The sequence below is a fragment of the Permianibacter aggregans genome (assembly GCF_009756665.1).
In the GTDB taxonomy this organism is placed as follows: Bacteria; Pseudomonadota; Gammaproteobacteria; order Enterobacterales; family Permianibacteraceae; genus Permianibacter; species Permianibacter aggregans.
Map to the genome: position 1 here is coordinate 3,414,397 of NZ_CP037953.1, position 14,487 is coordinate 3,428,883.

Sequence of the window (14,487 nt, forward strand, 5' to 3'; positions counted from 1 at the left end):
GTATCAAGACGTTACTAACTGAAAGCAGAAACGGTAGACAGGCATGAGCAAAAAACAGTGGTTGATCGTCGGCGGCAATTCCGGAATCGGCGCTGCCATTGTTGAGCGTTTGCTGGCGCGCGATGATGAAGTCTGGTGCTTGTCGCGCCACGTCGAGCAATATTCTGGCGCCGTGCACACGCAGCAATGGAATGTGCTCGAGCAGGATTTTCCTGTTGCCTTTTTGCCGGAAAAGCTCGACGGCTTGATTTATTGTCCCGGCTCCATCCGCTTGAAACCCTTTACCCAGATTCGACTGGAGGAATTTCAGGAAGATCTGGCCTTGAATACCTTCGGTGCAATTAAAGCCTTGCAATCCTGTCATTCGGCATTGAGCAAAGCCGATCACGCCTCGGTGTTATTGTTCAGCACGGTTGCTGTGCAAACGGGTTTGAAATTCCACGCTTCGGTAGCCACGGCGAAAGGTGCGCTGGAAGGTTTGGTTCGATCTTTGGCGGCGGAGTGGGCGCCGCGCATCCATGTCAATGCCATCGCACCGGCCTTGATTGAAACGCCGCTGTCGCAGCCATTGATTCGCGATGCCAAACGTCGCCAGAGCATCGAGCAGATGAACCCGATGAAGCGCATTGGTCAGCCCGACAGCATCGCGTCGCTCTGCGAGTGGCTGCTGATGATGCCAACACCGTTCGTGACGGGTCAGGTGTTTGCCGTTGATGGGGGCATGTCCAGCGTGCGCGTTTGAGCGCAAGGATTGCGCCCGAACCCTGTGCACGATAAAGCGGTGTTGAACAGGCCTTGGAGCGCAGCGATGATTTGGGTCGGCCGCTACCCGTCCAGCCCATCGGTACGGGTGATTTATCAATCGACAGAACAGAAACGCTTGCCGCGCGGTCATGTACGTTTGCGGCTGCTGCATTTGGACAGTGAAAAACTGGGCGCGGAAATCATTGAGCCGGCTTCGGTGGTACGCCGAATGGTGTGCACCGAAAAAGATCAGTCACTGGCTGATGAATGCGTGCTGAAGTATCTGCGATTGAAAAATTGCTCGCCATCGCTGACGGTGCAGACGCCACTGCCAATCTGAACGGTTTCAGTCGTGGCGCCCTTCAATTATGGTGAAGAATCCAATCGGCAACCTGTCTTGCCGCCCATGACGGCGCATCAAGAAACAAATCATGACCACCTTCCGGGTGGTAGTGCGCCGGCACTCGCCAGGCGGCGGCAATCTGTTCCGAACAAGCCGGTGAGACCAGTTTATCCTGTCTGCTGATCAGCACTTGGGTGTTCGGGCAGGGTGCATTGATCGGGCCGGCATAATGCGCGGCCGCCTGCATTTGTCGGCTGATGGTTTGCCAGCTGACGGGCCGGGCACGTTGAATCGCCACCCACTGCCGCAATCGTTCCGCATCGAACGGAAGATTGGAAACCAGCGCCATGATGCGCCGTTCGCGTTTCTCGACATTCCGCCAATGCCATAACGCGCTAATGATGCGAGCCGCCTGTTGCCAGCGCAGCCGCTGCCAAAAGAAGCTGTAGCGACGCAGGCTGGCATTGACCATCGTCAGCGAACGCGTTTCCGTTGCAGTTTGCCTGGCCCATTCACAGGCAATCATGCCGCCGAGCGAAATGCCAACCAGATGCTTGTTGCCTTCGGGCGCCGTGCGCCGCAGTTCGCTAACGATGGCTTCGACTCGGTTGGGAGAGCGTTCCTGAAAACGCTGACCGGTACCGGGTAAATCGGGGCAGTGCACGGTGTGGTTTGGCAACGCGTTACGTAGCGCTTGCAAAAACGCTTCGGCATGTGCGGCTTCGCGTGACAAGCCGCGCAGCACGATCACCGGTGCCGACTCGCTCAAGGCTGCGCCCCGCGCGAACGCAGTAGCGCCAGCATCGCATCACGACGAGCTTTGTTCTGCGCGGTTTCGCGCTTTTCATTTACCAATGTCAGCACCGTTTTCTGCGCCTGATTTTTTACGTTCGGATCAGCGCCGGCATCAAGCAGCTGAGTGGCAATATCGACGTTCAGCCGTTTGCCAGCCACCATCAACGCCGATTGGCCAAAGGCCCAATCATTCGGTGAGGCGCCCAGCGCCAACAGCGTTTTGACATGCACGGCCCGGTCTTTTTCAATCGCGGCCATCAGCGCCGAACCGCTGGTGAGTTGTTTACCGGCGACGCCGATGTGCTGACGGCCTTTCGCCTCTTCGTTTTTCAGCGCAATCGAGCCGATGTTTTCCAGATCGCCCTGCGCCATCGCTCCTTTTGCCACCAGCAAACGAATCATCGCCGACTTGTCTTCTTTCGCTTCGGCCGCCAGGCGCAAGGCATCGAGGGTGAACAGTTTTTCGGTCAGGCGAAACTGGGCGCCGTTCTCGATCAAATACTCCGCTACCGCAAGATGGCCATGCATCGCGGCCTCCATCAACGGTGGTCCCGGATCCAGACGAAACCCATTCAGGTTGGCGCCAAGCTGATGCTGACGTTTGACTTCTGCCAAGTCCCCTTTGCGCGCCGCCAGGCTAATTTGGTAATCCGGTGAACGGGCTTGCTGCTCCAAGGCTTGTTGTTGCTGTTGCATGCGTTGCAACAGCAAGTTGTTATCTGGTGTCGCTTGCATGCGTCGTTGCTGCTCGGCTTTGACTTCCGGCGTCAGCGCCCGAATTTCGGCTTCGAGGGTGCGAACGCGGGCGGTATCACCGCGTTCATGGGCTTGTTGCAACTCGGTCATCAACTGCAACATGCGCTGTTCGGCAACGGAGGTTTCCGCCGCGTAAGCGCTGATCGACAGGACAGCGATGGCGGAACAGAAAATCGAAGTAAAGAAGCGGTTCATCGTGGAGCGTCCTTGCACTGCGCGAGTGTGTTGAAACGAGGATGGATTCAACTATGGTAGCCGCCGCCAGCCTTGCTGAGAATGCCTTGGCTACATTCAGTCAGTCATTGCCGTGACAACGACATTTTCGCCACGGGCGCAATCGCGGCCATCGCGCTTGGCCCGATACAGTGCGGTATCGGCAGCCTTGATCAACTCGTCTGCCTGATGGCCCATCTGATTGTCGCGGCTATTGCAGAGTAGCGCGTAGCCAATGCTGACGGTGACTTTCAGGGTCACACCACCACTGGTGGTAAATGGCTCGTCGCGTATTGCCGCCAGCAATTTTTGGGCGACGTGCACGGCGCCTTGTTGATCTGTCATTGGCAACAATAACGCGAACTCCTCGCCGCCAAAGCGCGCGACAACATCGGTAGTCCGAGCCAGATTGCTCATCCGCTCGGCAATGGCAATCAGCACTTCATCGCCGACCGTGTGACCGTGGCTGTCGTTGATGTCCTTGAAATGGTCGGCATCAATCAGCAACAACGCCAGGCAGGTTGAAGCCGGGCTACGGCTCAGCCGCATCACCTCCTGATGCAAGGTTTTCATCAGATGGCGACGATTGTAAATGCGGGTCAGGTGATCGGTGGCAACCAGGCGATTCAGTTCTGCGTTGCTGGCTTTCAATTGCAGCGTGCGATCTTCGATTTCGCGTTCCAGTCGGTCCTGTTGTCGTTGCAAGCGCTGAAAACGCCAGCGCATCAGCAAGTACACCGACAGCAAAGCCAGCAGGCCGTACAGCAACAAAAACGGCGGGCGTTGCCATAGTGGGGTTTGCACACCGAAACGAAACGTTGCTGGTTCAGCCGACCATTGGTCTTTGTTGTCACTGGCTAGCACTTGAAACTCATACTGGCCAGGTGCCAGTTTCGGATAAATCACCTGCCAGTTATCGGTTGGCATCGACCAGGCATCGCTGGCACCAAGCAAACGATATTTGAAGCGAATATCGCGTTCATCTCGAAACATCGGGCTGGCGTACTGAATGTGCAACTGGCTGACCTCGGACGACAACTCATCGTTATCCTGTAATGCACCGTCCGAGGTACTGACCCGTTCAATCAACACCGGCGGCGTCAGCGAAATCGGCGATTCATAACCCGGCGTAAAGCGATTGAGCCCTTTGCCGGTACCGAACCACATATCGCCATTGGGGTGTTCAATGATGGCGTTGGCCGAGCCTTCCAGATCGACCAGGCCATCGGTACCATCAAAATAGGTAAAGCGTTCATTCTCGATACGAGTCAGACCTTGATTGGTGTAGGCCCAGATGCGTCCGGTTCGGTCAACCTTGACTTGCCAGACATAATCATTCTTCAGATTATTGGCTGCTGTGATGGTATTGAGTAATTGAAAGTTTTCGCTGACGTGAAACAAACCGAGGCCGTTGGTACCAATCCAGAAATTGCCCTCTGCGTCGACATCTAGCGACCAAATCGTGTCTTTGCCGAGTTCGGGAATATTGGGTAGCTGCTGCCATTGATTGCTGGTCGGGTCGTAAATCAGCATGCCGATATTGCCGGTGCCAATCCATAGCCGGCCACGACGATCGCCTTTCAGTGCATAAATCGCTGTGATCGGAAAATCGCTGGAGACTTTTGCCTCAATCCGATTGGGATGCCAAAGCGCCAAGCCGCGAGCCGTGCCCAGCCAAACCTGACCGTTGGCATCGCGATGAATTGCGGAAACATAATCGGCTGGTAAGCCATCGGCCATAAAATAATGACGGACGACTTTTTCATTCTGCACCAGGGTTAAATTTTCCTGGGTGCCAATCAGCATCTGATTATCCGGCATAGCCTGCATGGCGAAGATGCGAGTGCTCTTCATCGGCAGCGCTTCGCGCAGGTCGCGAATGTTTTCGCTAACGACATCGATAACGGAAACCCCGTCGCGAGTGCCTATCCAGAGATCGCCATTTTCGGCAACCGCCATTGCCCTTACAAATGAATTACCCAATCCTTGCTTGTCGGTGTAACTGACAAACGGCCCAGGCACATACTTGCTGACACCTTGATCGGTGCCCATCCAGATATTGCCCTCACGATCCTCAAAAATGTCGTACACCGCGATCGCTGGCAGTCCTTGTTGCGGTGAAAGCTGTTCAAATTGTTGGTTGTGGTAGCGGTAGACACCGCTGTAAGTACCGATCCAAATGCTGCCGGTACGGTCAGCAAATAGCGATAACACGGCACCGGTTTGCAGCGCTTCCGGCAAGGTACTCAGCGCAACCGGTTGATCGTCTCGAAGCAGGAACAGCCCGGAGGTGGTGCCAACCCACATGCCTTGTTCGGTATGCAGCAAGGCGCGCACACTTTTGTTCGCCAGGTGTTCGCCGGCGATGGCAATAAAATGATCGCGTTGCAAACGAAACACGCCATAGGCACTGCCTGCCCACAATCGCTGTTCGTTGTCGAGTGCCAGTGCTCTGAATATCGTGTTCGGTAAACCGTTGCTGCTGGTGTAATGCACTGAGTGTTGCGGAAAATAGTGGGTGATGCCGCCATCGGTGGCAATCCACAAGCTGCCATCGTTGGCTTCCAGCAGGCTCATGACATTGCCGGCAATCAAACGTGCGCCTTGCGGGACGCATTGAAAGCTTTCGTGTTGACGAAAGCAGACGCCGTCCGAGGTGCCAAATACCAGTCGACCATCGCGACCGCTCAGAATGCTGCGTACGGTATTGTTCGGCAGGCCATCGCGAATGGAAAAGTTATCGAAGCGGTGGCCGTTGTAGCGGCTCAACCCGGCGTAAGTACCGGTCCAGATATAACCGTCCTTGTCTTGTGCCAACGCCAGCGCTTGCCCTTGCGGCAAGCCATCGAACACGGTGTACTCGCGAAAATTGTATTGGCGCTTGACCCGGTCCGCCGATGCCGACGCCTGCAGCGAAAAGCCGCTGATCGAAATGATCAACCACCAGAGCAGAATTCCTCGCATCGCGACCTTGGCTTTTTGCTTTGAAGACGTATTCACCTTAGCTGCAAACCGGCGAAAAAACCAGCGAACCCGGCACGGACTTTGCGTTGGCGCAAAGTTCATGTGCCAGGCCTAATACGCGCTGCCGTCTTTGTGGGTGAATACCCACTTGCCTTCGCTGTTGAACACGGCGCGGATATCGTCATCAGGATAGTGCACCGCATCGCCAATACTGCGATCACCGATTTCCAGATAGACGACCGTTTCATCGCTGCGGTTGTGCAAATGGTGGGCATCGCCGCTACCAGCCCGAAAGCCGGCACAACTGCCAGGCATCAACTCGGTTTCACCATCGCCCGTAATCAAGGTGGGCCGTCCCTGAAGAATGTAAATGAACTCATCCTGTTTGCTATGGGCATGACGCAGTGCCGAATAAGCGCCGGGTGCTAAGCTTGTCAGGTTGACGCCAAAATTGCGCAAACCAAACGGGTCGCCCAATACCCGTTTGACGCGGCCTTCCACCCGTTGGGCAAAAGGCGCCGGATACAGTGATGGCGTGGTGCGGGGTGGGACTTGTTCGGCTTGCAAAACGAGCGGATAGGATGGGTCTGGCATGGCGCGCTCCTGGAAACGATAGTTGCCGGTGCAAGCCATCAGTCTACGATCAATTTCAATCAGTGCATAAGGCGTTCCTTTTCGGCAATCCCGATTGCCGTATCTGAAACAACCAGGGAGAGTGTAATGAAATCATTTCTTCTCACTTCGTTGTTGTTGCTGAGCAGTATCAGCGTGCTGGCCGATGAGCCGGTATTGCATATCAACGAATACGCGGTCGAATGGCAGGGCGTGCCTCGCGACCCTTACGTTGCACCGGATCAATCGGTGTGGTTCTGTGGACAGGCGGGCAATTATCTGGCTCGATTTGATCCGGCAAGTAAATCTTTCAAGCGTTTTGACATTCCGGATGGCACTCATCCGCACAATCTGATCGTCGATCAGCAAGGCATGGTCTGGTTCGCCGGTAATCGTGCGGCCTACATCGGCATACTCGATCCGAAAGATGGCTCGATCAAAAAAATTGCAATGCCATCCGGTGTCACCGATCCGCATACGCTGGTATTCGATCAACAGGGAGATATCTGGTTTACCGCCCAGCACAGCAATGTCGTAGGCCATTTGAATACCAGCAATCATGCGCTGCAAATTTTTCCGGTGCCGACACCGAAAGCGCGCCCATACGGCATAAAAATGGCGCCGGATAACCGGCCGTGGATCGCTTTGCTTGGCACCAACAAACTCGGCACCGTCGATCAGGGCGCCGACAAGGTCAGGGAAGTGGTGCTGCCGCGCGAAGGCGCTCGTCCTCGCCGCCTGGAAATCACCGATGATGGCAGTATCTGGACTGTCGATTATGCCGAGGGGCATCTGGTGCGCTATCAACCGAAAACCAAGGTGTTCAGTTCCTGGCTGATGCCCGGTGGTGAAGACAGCAAACCCTATGGCACCGCACTCGACAGCAACGCCAGACTGTGGATTGCCGAAACCAATACCTATCCAAATCGTATTGTTGGCTTTGATACCAAAACCGAGCGATTCATCGGTAGCGAACAGGTCAAGGCCGATGGTACCGTGCGCCATATGTATTTTGATCCGAAACAAAAGCAATTCTGGTTCGGTATCGACAGCGGTGCGCTGGCCAGCGCTAAACCCACTGATGAAGCAACGGCACCAAAGGTGAAATCCTCTGCGCCATAACCAGACCGGAGAACCATATGGCAGGCACTCGCAACGATGCGTTGATCATGCGCTTCATGGCGCAACCGACCGATGTCAATTTTGGCGGCAAGGTGCATGGCGGCACGATGATGAAATGGATCGACACCGTTGCCTATGCCTGTGCGTCGCGCTGGAGCGGTAGTTATTGCGTCACGGCGCATATTGGTGACGTGAATTTTTATCAGCCGGTGTTGATTGGCAGCCTCGTGGAGTTACAGGCCCGAGTGGTACACACCGGTCGCACCAGCATGCATATCGCCGTCAAGGTAGCGTCCAGTGATTTGCGCAACGTTTCGGAGAGCAAAGCCGTGCACTGCCTGCTGATTTTCGTTGCCGTCGATGCCAGCGGTGTACCGGTCGAGGTGCCAAGTTGGACGCCGGAAACTGAAGAAGACAAGGCACTCGAACGTTACGCCGTTGATCTGATGGAACTACGCAAGCAGTTGCAGGAAAAATTGGGCGAATTTCGTTTTTGAGAAAATGCCTAATTAAAGAAAGCCCGGTGAGTACCGGGCTTTCTTTATGGCAAAAAATATTCAATTTGCCGTGGTCACTGCCGCCGGATGACCGGTTCCCTGTAGCGCCAGCAAATCGCGTACTGCCTTGGTGGCTGCAGGATGATAAATGGTGTTGTGCTTTTCGTCTGCGAACGGTGTGACCTGCCAATGCAAGGTGCTTGCGGGCATGGCCTTCAAGGCATTGATCAAATGCTGATAGCCGGTGCGCATATCACCACCTTCGTCAGCCATCGCGAGCCACAGCCGGCGATTGGCATAGTCGCCGTTCTGCAAATGCCTTTTGGCATCCAGACTGAGTTTCATGTCATTCCACCACAGGCTGGGGCTGATCGCGATGTAGTCGGTGAACATCTCCGGTTGCAGCAAAAAGGTTTCGGTAGTGAACAGTCCGGCCAATGACTCGCCAAGTAGCAAACGGCGATCGCTGATCCGGTATTGCTGTTGCAGCCAGGGTAGTAATTCCTCACTGATGAACGTACGGAATTTCGCTGCGCCGCCATGAGTCGGCAACTCCTTTTTGTCGAGCTCGTTATCCGATGGCGAAGTCAGATCATGTTTGCGATCAATGTTGGCGATACCCACCACAATCACTTCCTGATAGCTGCCGGTTAACGCGGCCCATTGGGCAATGCCGGTAATGTGGTGAAAATCCTCATGCAAGCCGCCATCAAGCAGTACCAGTAACGGATATTTTTGCGTTTGCTGATGATAGCTGGCAGGTAAGTAAATGTTCAGTGTGCGTTGTTGACTCAGTACGGATGAAGAAAATTGAAGGCTGTGACCGATACCGATAGGTTCGCTTGCGGCGGATTTTTCGCTGGTTGCTGTGGTCTGAGGTTGGCAGCCGACGAAAAGCACAAGCAGCAACAAACTCATCAAGCGTGACATGGGCGACTCTTCCTGTGAGTGACTGAGGGGGCCGCCGATTCTAACGAGTTGAGCACCATCAGGGAAACCGGGCCCACGGTGAAAATTATCCATCGGCACTTGCAATTGCTGGTCGATGTGCCCATCTAAGCTGCTCCAATCGATGCTTGAGCGCCACTTGTGCCGTTATTGATCATTGCCCTGATTGCCAGCCTGCTGTTGGCTTACGTGTTCGGCAAACCGTATTACATTCAGGCCCGACGTCGGCGCCTTCAGCAACAGCCATTCCCGGAAAACTGGCGTCAGATTCTGCGTAAACGCGTGCCGTATTTCCGCAGTCTGCCGGCCGATTTGCAACTGCAGTTAAAAAAACATATCCAAGTGTTTTTGCACGAGAAAGAATTTATTGGTTGCAACGGTATCGTCATCAACGATGAAATCCGTGTGACCATTGCCGCCCAGGCCTGTTTGTTGCTGCTCAATCGCGAAACCGATTATTACCCGTCGCTGTCGCAGATCCTGGTTTATCCGGATGCCTTTATCGTGCACAAGGATGAAGTTGATCACTTAGGGTTGGTGACCGAACATCGACAAGTGTTGTCTGGCGAATCCTGGGATCAAGGCCAAGTGGTCTTGTCCTGGCAGGACACACTCGACGGTTTGCATGCGCCGGACGATGGCCATAATGTCGTCATTCACGAATTTGCCCATCAGCTCGACCAGGAAAAAGGCAGCGCCACCGGCGTGCCGATTCTGCAATCGGCACATCATTATCACCGTTGGTCGAAAGTATTCAGCGCAGCGTATTTACGTTTGCAACAGGATGCTGAGCGCGATTTACCCAGTCTGTTCAATCATTACGGCGCGACCAATCCGGCTGAATTTTTTGCCGTCGCTTCGGAAGTGTTTTTTGAAAAGCCGGCGGCATTACAGCAGGAGTACCCAGAGCTGTATCAGGAGTTGGCGCAGTTTTTTCGTTTGAATCCACTGTCCTGGCAATAAGCTCATTCACCAGCGTGTTGACGGGTAGGGGCTTGTTGGCCTGGGGAAAGCGGCAAAGCCAGCGCTGGTAGCGACCATTTCTTTCGTAAGGCATCGAGTCGGCCATCACGAGCCATCGTGGTCAGGCCCTCGTTCAGCAGCGTTTGCAGCGTGGCACTTTGCGGATGGTGCCTGTTCAACAGCGCATGAAAGCTGGTGGCTTCCTGCCAGGGAATTTCCCGTTTTGATAACGGTTGATGGCGCGGTGACAGACGCGCCTGTTTCAGCACGGCATCGATCGCTTCAATCGGTGTCAGCAAGGCATCGCAACGGCGGTAATGGAGTTTGTCCAACATCTGCTGATAATTGTCGTGGCCACGATCCACACGATAAGCTTCCAAACCGAGATTTTTCAGCGGGAAGCCGCGCATCGCGCACAGCGTAATGGTTTTCAGTTCTTCTTTTCGGCTAAACGTTTTTCCTGCTGGCCAATGACTCTCGATAAAAAACAACGTGGATTGCAGCGCATGGTAGGGCAGTGACAAGCGATAGTGCTCGTTGCGCTCTGGCGTGTACGCTGCACCGAGCGCTAGCAGAAAACGGCTTTCGGAATTCAGTTCGCGCTGGCAACGCAGCCATGGCATGGTTTCCACTTTCAGTTTCAGGCCATGCTCAGCCAACGCGGTGGCAATGACATCAACCGAGAAGCCTTGCGCTTTCGGATGGCCGTGTTCGCTGCCGATAAATACATACGGTGGCCAATTGGGATCGTCACAGGCGGTGATTTCGGTAGGCAAGGCCGTCGTTGTTGGTGCTTGGATGCGCTTATTCGCCTGCGCCGTCGAAAGCATCAGCGCTGTCGCAATCAACAATAATGGCCGCATCGCTGAAACTCCTTTTTCACCTGACGGTTTCCTTGGTCAGAACGTGAGAACAGCCATTAATAGGCAACACCCGCGCATTCAGTCATTCGATGACTTGCGCATTTTGCGGCTGCGCCATTTGCGCTCAACACCATCGACCCATTGGTCGACGCTTTCGGTTTCGTCCTGATGATCAAACAGATTGATCCAGTGGTCACTTTTCTGACCGAAACGCATCAGCTGTTGAAACAAACTGCGATGTGGCGGTGCACCGGTGACAAAATCGATCAATGCACAGAAAAACGCCACCGGACTCAACAGCAGGTCGCGAAGCCAATCCAATGCCAGCTTCATCTGAAAGACTACCAACGCTTTGAAAATTTTCCAGCGCCGGTATTGGCTTTTACTCATTTTTTACGAATTCCTTGTGGCGTGCAGTCAATGGCAACAGGCGCGATCATTCAGGCTGGAACCGCTTTCGTCAAATCCAGGTGCGATTTCAACCAGTCGCTGGGACTATGGCCGGTTTGACGGCGAAAGGCTCTGGCCAGTGCCGATGGACTGTCGTAGCCGACTTCGCCGGAGACCAGCTTCATCGGTCGGCCTTGACGCAGCTTTTGTTGCGCCAGCGCGACGCGCCAGCTCAGCAGGTAATCACCAACGGTCATGCCAACCCGTTCATGAAAGTGTCGTGCAAAGCTGGCTCGTGACATGCCGGCAAGCCGAGCCAGCCGCTCCAAGGTCCAGGCTTCAGCAGGCTGCTCGTGCATACTGGTCAGCACCGGCGCCAGTTGTGGGTCGGCGAGGCCCGACAGCAGACCGGTAGACATCGACTGGTTGGCCATCAGGTGGCGCAGAATCTGAATGACCAGCACCTCAAACAGCCGGTTCAGCACGGCCAGTCGGCCGCAGTAGCGCTGGAAAGCCTCATCAAACAGCAGTTGCAGACTCGGTTGAATGCCGGGCATATCGGCCAGTGGCAGCTGCAAAAAGTCCGGCAGGGCGCGCGAAATCGGGTTGTTGACGCCACCATCGAACTGCAGGCTGGCGCAGACCAGTTCGGTACCATCGGCTTCAGTCGCCTGAAAACGATGCGACAGCGGGCGCGGGAAGAACAACAGCGAAGGCTGATCGAACACCTGCCGGCCCTGTCCTGGCAGCCAGAGTTCCAGCCGCCCCTGCTTCAGAAAGTGCAGATGGCCGTCGTTACCGACATCGCCAATCACCTGCACGCCACAGTAGCCACCGCTATGGAACAGCCCTGCACTGACCGAGAAGTGGCTGAGCAAGGCAGAAAGCCGGTCCATGGTGCCTCCTTTAATAAAAAATACGATCTGCATCATATGCTAGACGATGTGAATCCAAAAGTCTCATCAGGGCAGCGATCATTTGCCCTGTGCAATCCAGCACCAATCGAGATTCAAGGAGATTCCACATGGCCCGCATTACCGCACTAACCGACGCCCAAGCCCCGGCCCGTTCCGGCGAACTGCTGAATGGCGTCAAAGCCAAGTTTGGCAAAGCCCCGAACATGTTCCGCACGCTGGCGCACTCACCGGCAGCTTTGAACGGCTATCTGCAATTTTCCGGTGCACTGGCAGAAGGCGTGTTGACCGCCGCCGAGCGGGAAATCGTCGCGCTGGCCGTCGGCCAGGCCAATCAGTGTGGCTATTGCTTGTCGGCCCATACATTGATCGGCAAAGGCGCGGGCTTGAGTGACGAGGCCGTTAAATCTGCCCGCGAAGGCAAGGGCACGGCATTGGCCGCCTTGGCCCTGAAACTGGTCGAGAACCGCGGCTTTCTCGACGACGATGAACTGGCCACTGCCCGCGCTAAGGGCCTCAGCGACGCACAGATTCTGGAAGTGATCGCTCACGTCGCGCTGAATACGTTCACCAACTACGTCAATCACGTCGCGGGCACCGATATCGATTTTCCGGAAGTGAAAGTCTGAGTACCGGTAATGAAAAACCCCGCTAAGTGAGCGGGGTTTTTTCCTGGTTTACGCTGCCATTGCTGTCGGCCAAAGCCAGTAGAATGTGGCCGCTGTAACGGCCGCATAGATCAGCGCATCCAACAAATACTTGGCAACCGAACCCCAGGTTTCGCCTTTCCATATGCCTTCACAGATCGAGCCAAAACCAAATCCAACAAAACTGATCACGGCAATATGATGCACAGCAAAGTGATGATGGTCGGCATCAAAACCGAAAGCTTGTGCGGCTAAAAACGCGGCCACCAGCACGACCAACAGGCTGAACAAAAACCACTGGGTCAGCGACGCACCCATGTTCGGCATGCCATTGGCTTTAACGGTCAAAAACGCCACCGGTCCTTCTTTGTACTTGGCCACCATCGCCTCGCTGGCCATTTCTTTCATATCCTTGCAATAGGGCAGCACATACAAGCCAGGCGACGGATTGCCGGCGCGAATCGCGGTGCGCACCGCATCTTCGTTCGACAAGCCGTGATAATCCGGCGCATGCCATTTGAACACCATGTGGATCAAACTGCTGGCGATAAAAATAAAGACCGTGCTGAGCACGATAGGTAACCACAACTCCATCAACGCATTCATTGTTGTTCTCCTCAATGGAAGCTGGCGCGGTGTGCGCCGGCGCCACTATAGCCCGACATTTGTCGGCCCGCTGATCCGACATCCGGCTGGTGTACAAATCCGCTATTGATTTGGCGAGCGCTCAGCCAGTAAGGTGCCCGGAAAGCAAAAGAATGCATCGAGAGGAGGGCTCATGCAGTTCGAACAATTACAGCCGGAAGTACAACAGTGGATTCGTGAGGCCGTCAGCAACGGACATCCGCCTGAGGCGATGGTCGATGCTTTGGTCCATGCCGGTCATCCACAAACCATTTCTCATGCCGTGCAACAGTACCTGAGCGTATTGCAAGCGGAAGGACAAACAGTGCGGCCGCATAGCAGCAGCGTCGTCGCCCGAATTTCCGGCACCCAACATACTTCTGATCGCGATGTGCAGATTCTGATGGCGTTGAACGCACCGCGTGTGGTGTTGTTCGGTAATTTATTGTCGCACCAGGAATGTGATGAGCTGGTCGCCCAATGCAATAGCCGGCTGAAGCCATCGAGCGTCGTCAATGCCGTTAATGGCAGTTACGACTTGCATCCTTCGCGCACCAGTTCCGGTGCTTCATTTCGGCGTGGTGAAAATGCGCTGATCAAGCGCATCGAAAACCGCATCAGCGAGCTGCTCAGCATTCCGGTCAGTCGCGGCGAGCCGATTCAGGTGTTGAACTATGTGCCGGGCGCCGAATACAAGCCGCATTTCGATTATTTCGATCCGAAGTTTTCTGGCAACGACAAAATTCTGAAAATGGGCGGCCAGCGATTCGCAACCCTGATCATGTATCTGAATGATGTTGAGGCCGGAGGTTCAACGGTGTTTCCGGAAATTGGCCTCGACATTCTTCCACGCAAAGGCAACGCCTTGTTCTTCTCTTATGCCAACGATAATGGCGATCTCGATGCACTGACTTTGCACGGCGGCAGTCCTGTGGTTGCTGGTGATAAATGGATCGCCACCAAATGGTTGCGGCTTGGCGATTACACGGGGCCGCAAGCGTAAACGATCGGGTAATACGTGGTACCGCGGTTGTCGGCAATGGCTTACACCGCGCAAGCCTATTTCCGTAGCGGTATTTTGTGGTTTACCCA

16 protein-coding genes are annotated in these 14,487 nt (G+C 54.8%); 7 read left to right on the top strand and 9 right to left on the bottom strand.

Annotated elements, in window-relative coordinates; translation table 11 throughout:
* The first annotated feature begins 43 nt into the window (after nt 1-43).
* Nucleotides 44-742 carry an SDR family NAD(P)-dependent oxidoreductase gene (locus E2H98_RS15425; RefSeq protein ID WP_133590425.1) on the top strand — a complete coding sequence of 233 codons (699 nt, stop codon included), beginning with the start codon at nt 44-46 and terminating at the stop codon, nt 740-742.
* Between the two features lie 66 nt (nt 743-808).
* Nucleotides 809-1,084, top strand: a complete 276-nt coding sequence (locus E2H98_RS15430) for a hypothetical protein (RefSeq protein ID WP_133590427.1) — start codon at nt 809-811, stop codon at nt 1,082-1,084.
* A gap of 22 nt (nt 1,085-1,106) precedes the next feature.
* Here E2H98_RS15430 and E2H98_RS15435 read toward each other — a convergent pair whose 3' ends face one another.
* The 4 genes from E2H98_RS15435 to E2H98_RS15450 form a co-directional block, all read right to left on the bottom strand.
* Entirely contained in the window at nt 1,107-1,856 is a 750-nt protein-coding gene (locus tag E2H98_RS15435; RefSeq protein ID WP_133590429.1) for an alpha/beta fold hydrolase, read from the bottom strand.
* Nucleotides 1,853-2,833 carry an ankyrin repeat domain-containing protein gene (locus E2H98_RS15440; protein ID WP_133590431.1) on the bottom strand — a complete coding sequence of 327 codons (981 nt, stop codon included), beginning with the start codon at nt 2,831-2,833 and terminating at the stop codon, nt 1,853-1,855. Before E2H98_RS15440 ends, E2H98_RS15435 begins: the two co-directional genes overlap by 4 nt.
* A 96-nt stretch (nt 2,834-2,929) precedes the next feature.
* Nucleotides 2,930-5,851, bottom strand: coding sequence for a ligand-binding sensor domain-containing diguanylate cyclase (locus E2H98_RS15445; protein WP_162848172.1), 2,922 nt, complete (start codon nt 5,849-5,851; stop codon nt 2,930-2,932).
* A 75-nt stretch (nt 5,852-5,926) separates the two neighbouring features.
* Nucleotides 5,927-6,409: a cupin domain-containing protein gene (locus E2H98_RS15450; RefSeq protein ID WP_133590435.1), complete on the bottom strand. Its 483-nt coding sequence runs from the start codon at nt 6,407-6,409 to the stop codon at nt 5,927-5,929.
* Between the two features lie 126 nt (nt 6,410-6,535).
* On the opposite strand from E2H98_RS15450, the gene E2H98_RS15455 reads away from it, so the two are divergent.
* Nucleotides 6,536-7,549 (top strand): Vgb family protein, encoded by a 1,014-nt coding sequence (locus E2H98_RS15455; protein ID WP_133590437.1) that lies wholly within the window; start codon nt 6,536-6,538, stop codon nt 7,547-7,549.
* A 17-nt stretch (nt 7,550-7,566) separates the two neighbouring features.
* Nucleotides 7,567-8,046, top strand: a complete 480-nt coding sequence (locus E2H98_RS15460; protein WP_133590439.1) for an acyl-CoA thioesterase — start codon at nt 7,567-7,569, stop codon at nt 8,044-8,046.
* 60 nt (nt 8,047-8,106) lie between these two features.
* Here the strand turns inward: E2H98_RS15460 and E2H98_RS15465 are convergent, their stop codons facing one another.
* Nucleotides 8,107-8,976 (bottom strand): alpha/beta hydrolase, encoded by an 870-nt coding sequence (locus E2H98_RS15465; RefSeq protein ID WP_157591413.1) that lies wholly within the window; start codon nt 8,974-8,976, stop codon nt 8,107-8,109.
* A 159-nt stretch (nt 8,977-9,135) separates the two neighbouring features.
* Here E2H98_RS15465 and E2H98_RS15470 point away from each other — a divergent pair, with 159 nt between their 5' ends.
* Nucleotides 9,136-9,957: a M90 family metallopeptidase gene (locus tag E2H98_RS15470; RefSeq protein ID WP_133590443.1), complete on the top strand. Its 822-nt coding sequence runs from the start codon at nt 9,136-9,138 to the stop codon at nt 9,955-9,957.
* 2 nt (nt 9,958-9,959) lie between these two features.
* On the opposite strand, the gene E2H98_RS15475 is transcribed toward E2H98_RS15470, so the two are convergent.
* The 3 genes from E2H98_RS15475 to E2H98_RS15485 form a co-directional block, all read right to left on the bottom strand.
* Nucleotides 9,960-10,820: a substrate-binding periplasmic protein gene (locus E2H98_RS15475; RefSeq protein ID WP_133590445.1), complete on the bottom strand. Its 861-nt coding sequence runs from the start codon at nt 10,818-10,820 to the stop codon at nt 9,960-9,962.
* Nucleotides 10,821-10,898: 78 nt separating this feature from the next.
* Nucleotides 10,899-11,210, bottom strand: a complete 312-nt coding sequence (locus E2H98_RS15480; RefSeq protein ID WP_133590447.1) for a hypothetical protein — start codon at nt 11,208-11,210, stop codon at nt 10,899-10,901.
* A 50-nt stretch (nt 11,211-11,260) separates the two neighbouring features.
* A complete protein-coding gene (locus E2H98_RS15485) occupies nt 11,261-12,106 on the bottom strand; it encodes an AraC family transcriptional regulator (RefSeq protein ID WP_133590449.1) in 846 nt (281 codons plus the stop codon).
* Nucleotides 12,107-12,234: 128 nt separating this feature from the next.
* Between E2H98_RS15485 and E2H98_RS15490 the strand changes: the two genes are divergently transcribed.
* On the top strand, nt 12,235-12,753 hold the full coding sequence (locus tag E2H98_RS15490) for a carboxymuconolactone decarboxylase family protein (protein ID WP_133590451.1): 519 nt from the start codon (nt 12,235-12,237) through the stop codon (nt 12,751-12,753).
* A gap of 48 nt (nt 12,754-12,801) precedes the next feature.
* Here E2H98_RS15490 and E2H98_RS15495 read toward each other — a convergent pair whose 3' ends face one another.
* Nucleotides 12,802-13,377, bottom strand: coding sequence for a hypothetical protein (locus tag E2H98_RS15495; protein ID WP_133590453.1), 576 nt, complete (start codon nt 13,375-13,377; stop codon nt 12,802-12,804).
* Between the two features lie 172 nt (nt 13,378-13,549).
* Here E2H98_RS15495 and E2H98_RS15500 point away from each other — a divergent pair, with 172 nt between their 5' ends.
* Nucleotides 13,550-14,398, top strand: coding sequence for a 2OG-Fe(II) oxygenase (locus E2H98_RS15500; protein WP_133590455.1), 849 nt, complete (start codon nt 13,550-13,552; stop codon nt 14,396-14,398).
* Nucleotides 14,399-14,487: the final 89 nt, after the last annotated feature.

Bases quoted from the DNA above. Each gene is read 5' to 3' on its own strand.
- E2H98_RS15425 (WP_133590425.1), top strand. From the start codon at position 44: ATGAGCAAAAAACAGTGGTTGATCGTCGGCGGCAATTCCGGAATCGGC.
- E2H98_RS15430 (WP_133590427.1), top strand. From the start codon at position 809: ATGATTTGGGTCGGCCGCTACCCGTCCAGCCCATCGGTACGGGTGATT.
- E2H98_RS15440 (WP_133590431.1), bottom strand. From the start codon at position 2,833: ATGAACCGCTTCTTTACTTCGATTTTCTGTTCCGCCATCGCTGTCCTG.
- E2H98_RS15450 (WP_133590435.1), bottom strand. From the start codon at position 6,409: ATGCCAGACCCATCCTATCCGCTCGTTTTGCAAGCCGAACAAGTCCCA.
- E2H98_RS15455 (WP_133590437.1), top strand. From the start codon at position 6,536: ATGAAATCATTTCTTCTCACTTCGTTGTTGTTGCTGAGCAGTATCAGC.
- E2H98_RS15460 (WP_133590439.1), top strand. From the start codon at position 7,567: ATGGCAGGCACTCGCAACGATGCGTTGATCATGCGCTTCATGGCGCAA.
- E2H98_RS15465 (WP_157591413.1), bottom strand. From the start codon at position 8,976: ATGTCACGCTTGATGAGTTTGTTGCTGCTTGTGCTTTTCGTCGGCTGC.
- E2H98_RS15475 (WP_133590445.1), bottom strand. From the start codon at position 10,820: ATGCGGCCATTATTGTTGATTGCGACAGCGCTGATGCTTTCGACGGCG.
- E2H98_RS15480 (WP_133590447.1), bottom strand. From the start codon at position 11,210: ATGAGTAAAAGCCAATACCGGCGCTGGAAAATTTTCAAAGCGTTGGTA.
- E2H98_RS15485 (WP_133590449.1), bottom strand. From the start codon at position 12,106: ATGGACCGGCTTTCTGCCTTGCTCAGCCACTTCTCGGTCAGTGCAGGG.
- E2H98_RS15490 (WP_133590451.1), top strand. From the start codon at position 12,235: ATGGCCCGCATTACCGCACTAACCGACGCCCAAGCCCCGGCCCGTTCC.
- E2H98_RS15495 (WP_133590453.1), bottom strand. From the start codon at position 13,377: ATGAATGCGTTGATGGAGTTGTGGTTACCTATCGTGCTCAGCACGGTC.
- E2H98_RS15500 (WP_133590455.1), top strand. From the start codon at position 13,550: ATGCAGTTCGAACAATTACAGCCGGAAGTACAACAGTGGATTCGTGAG.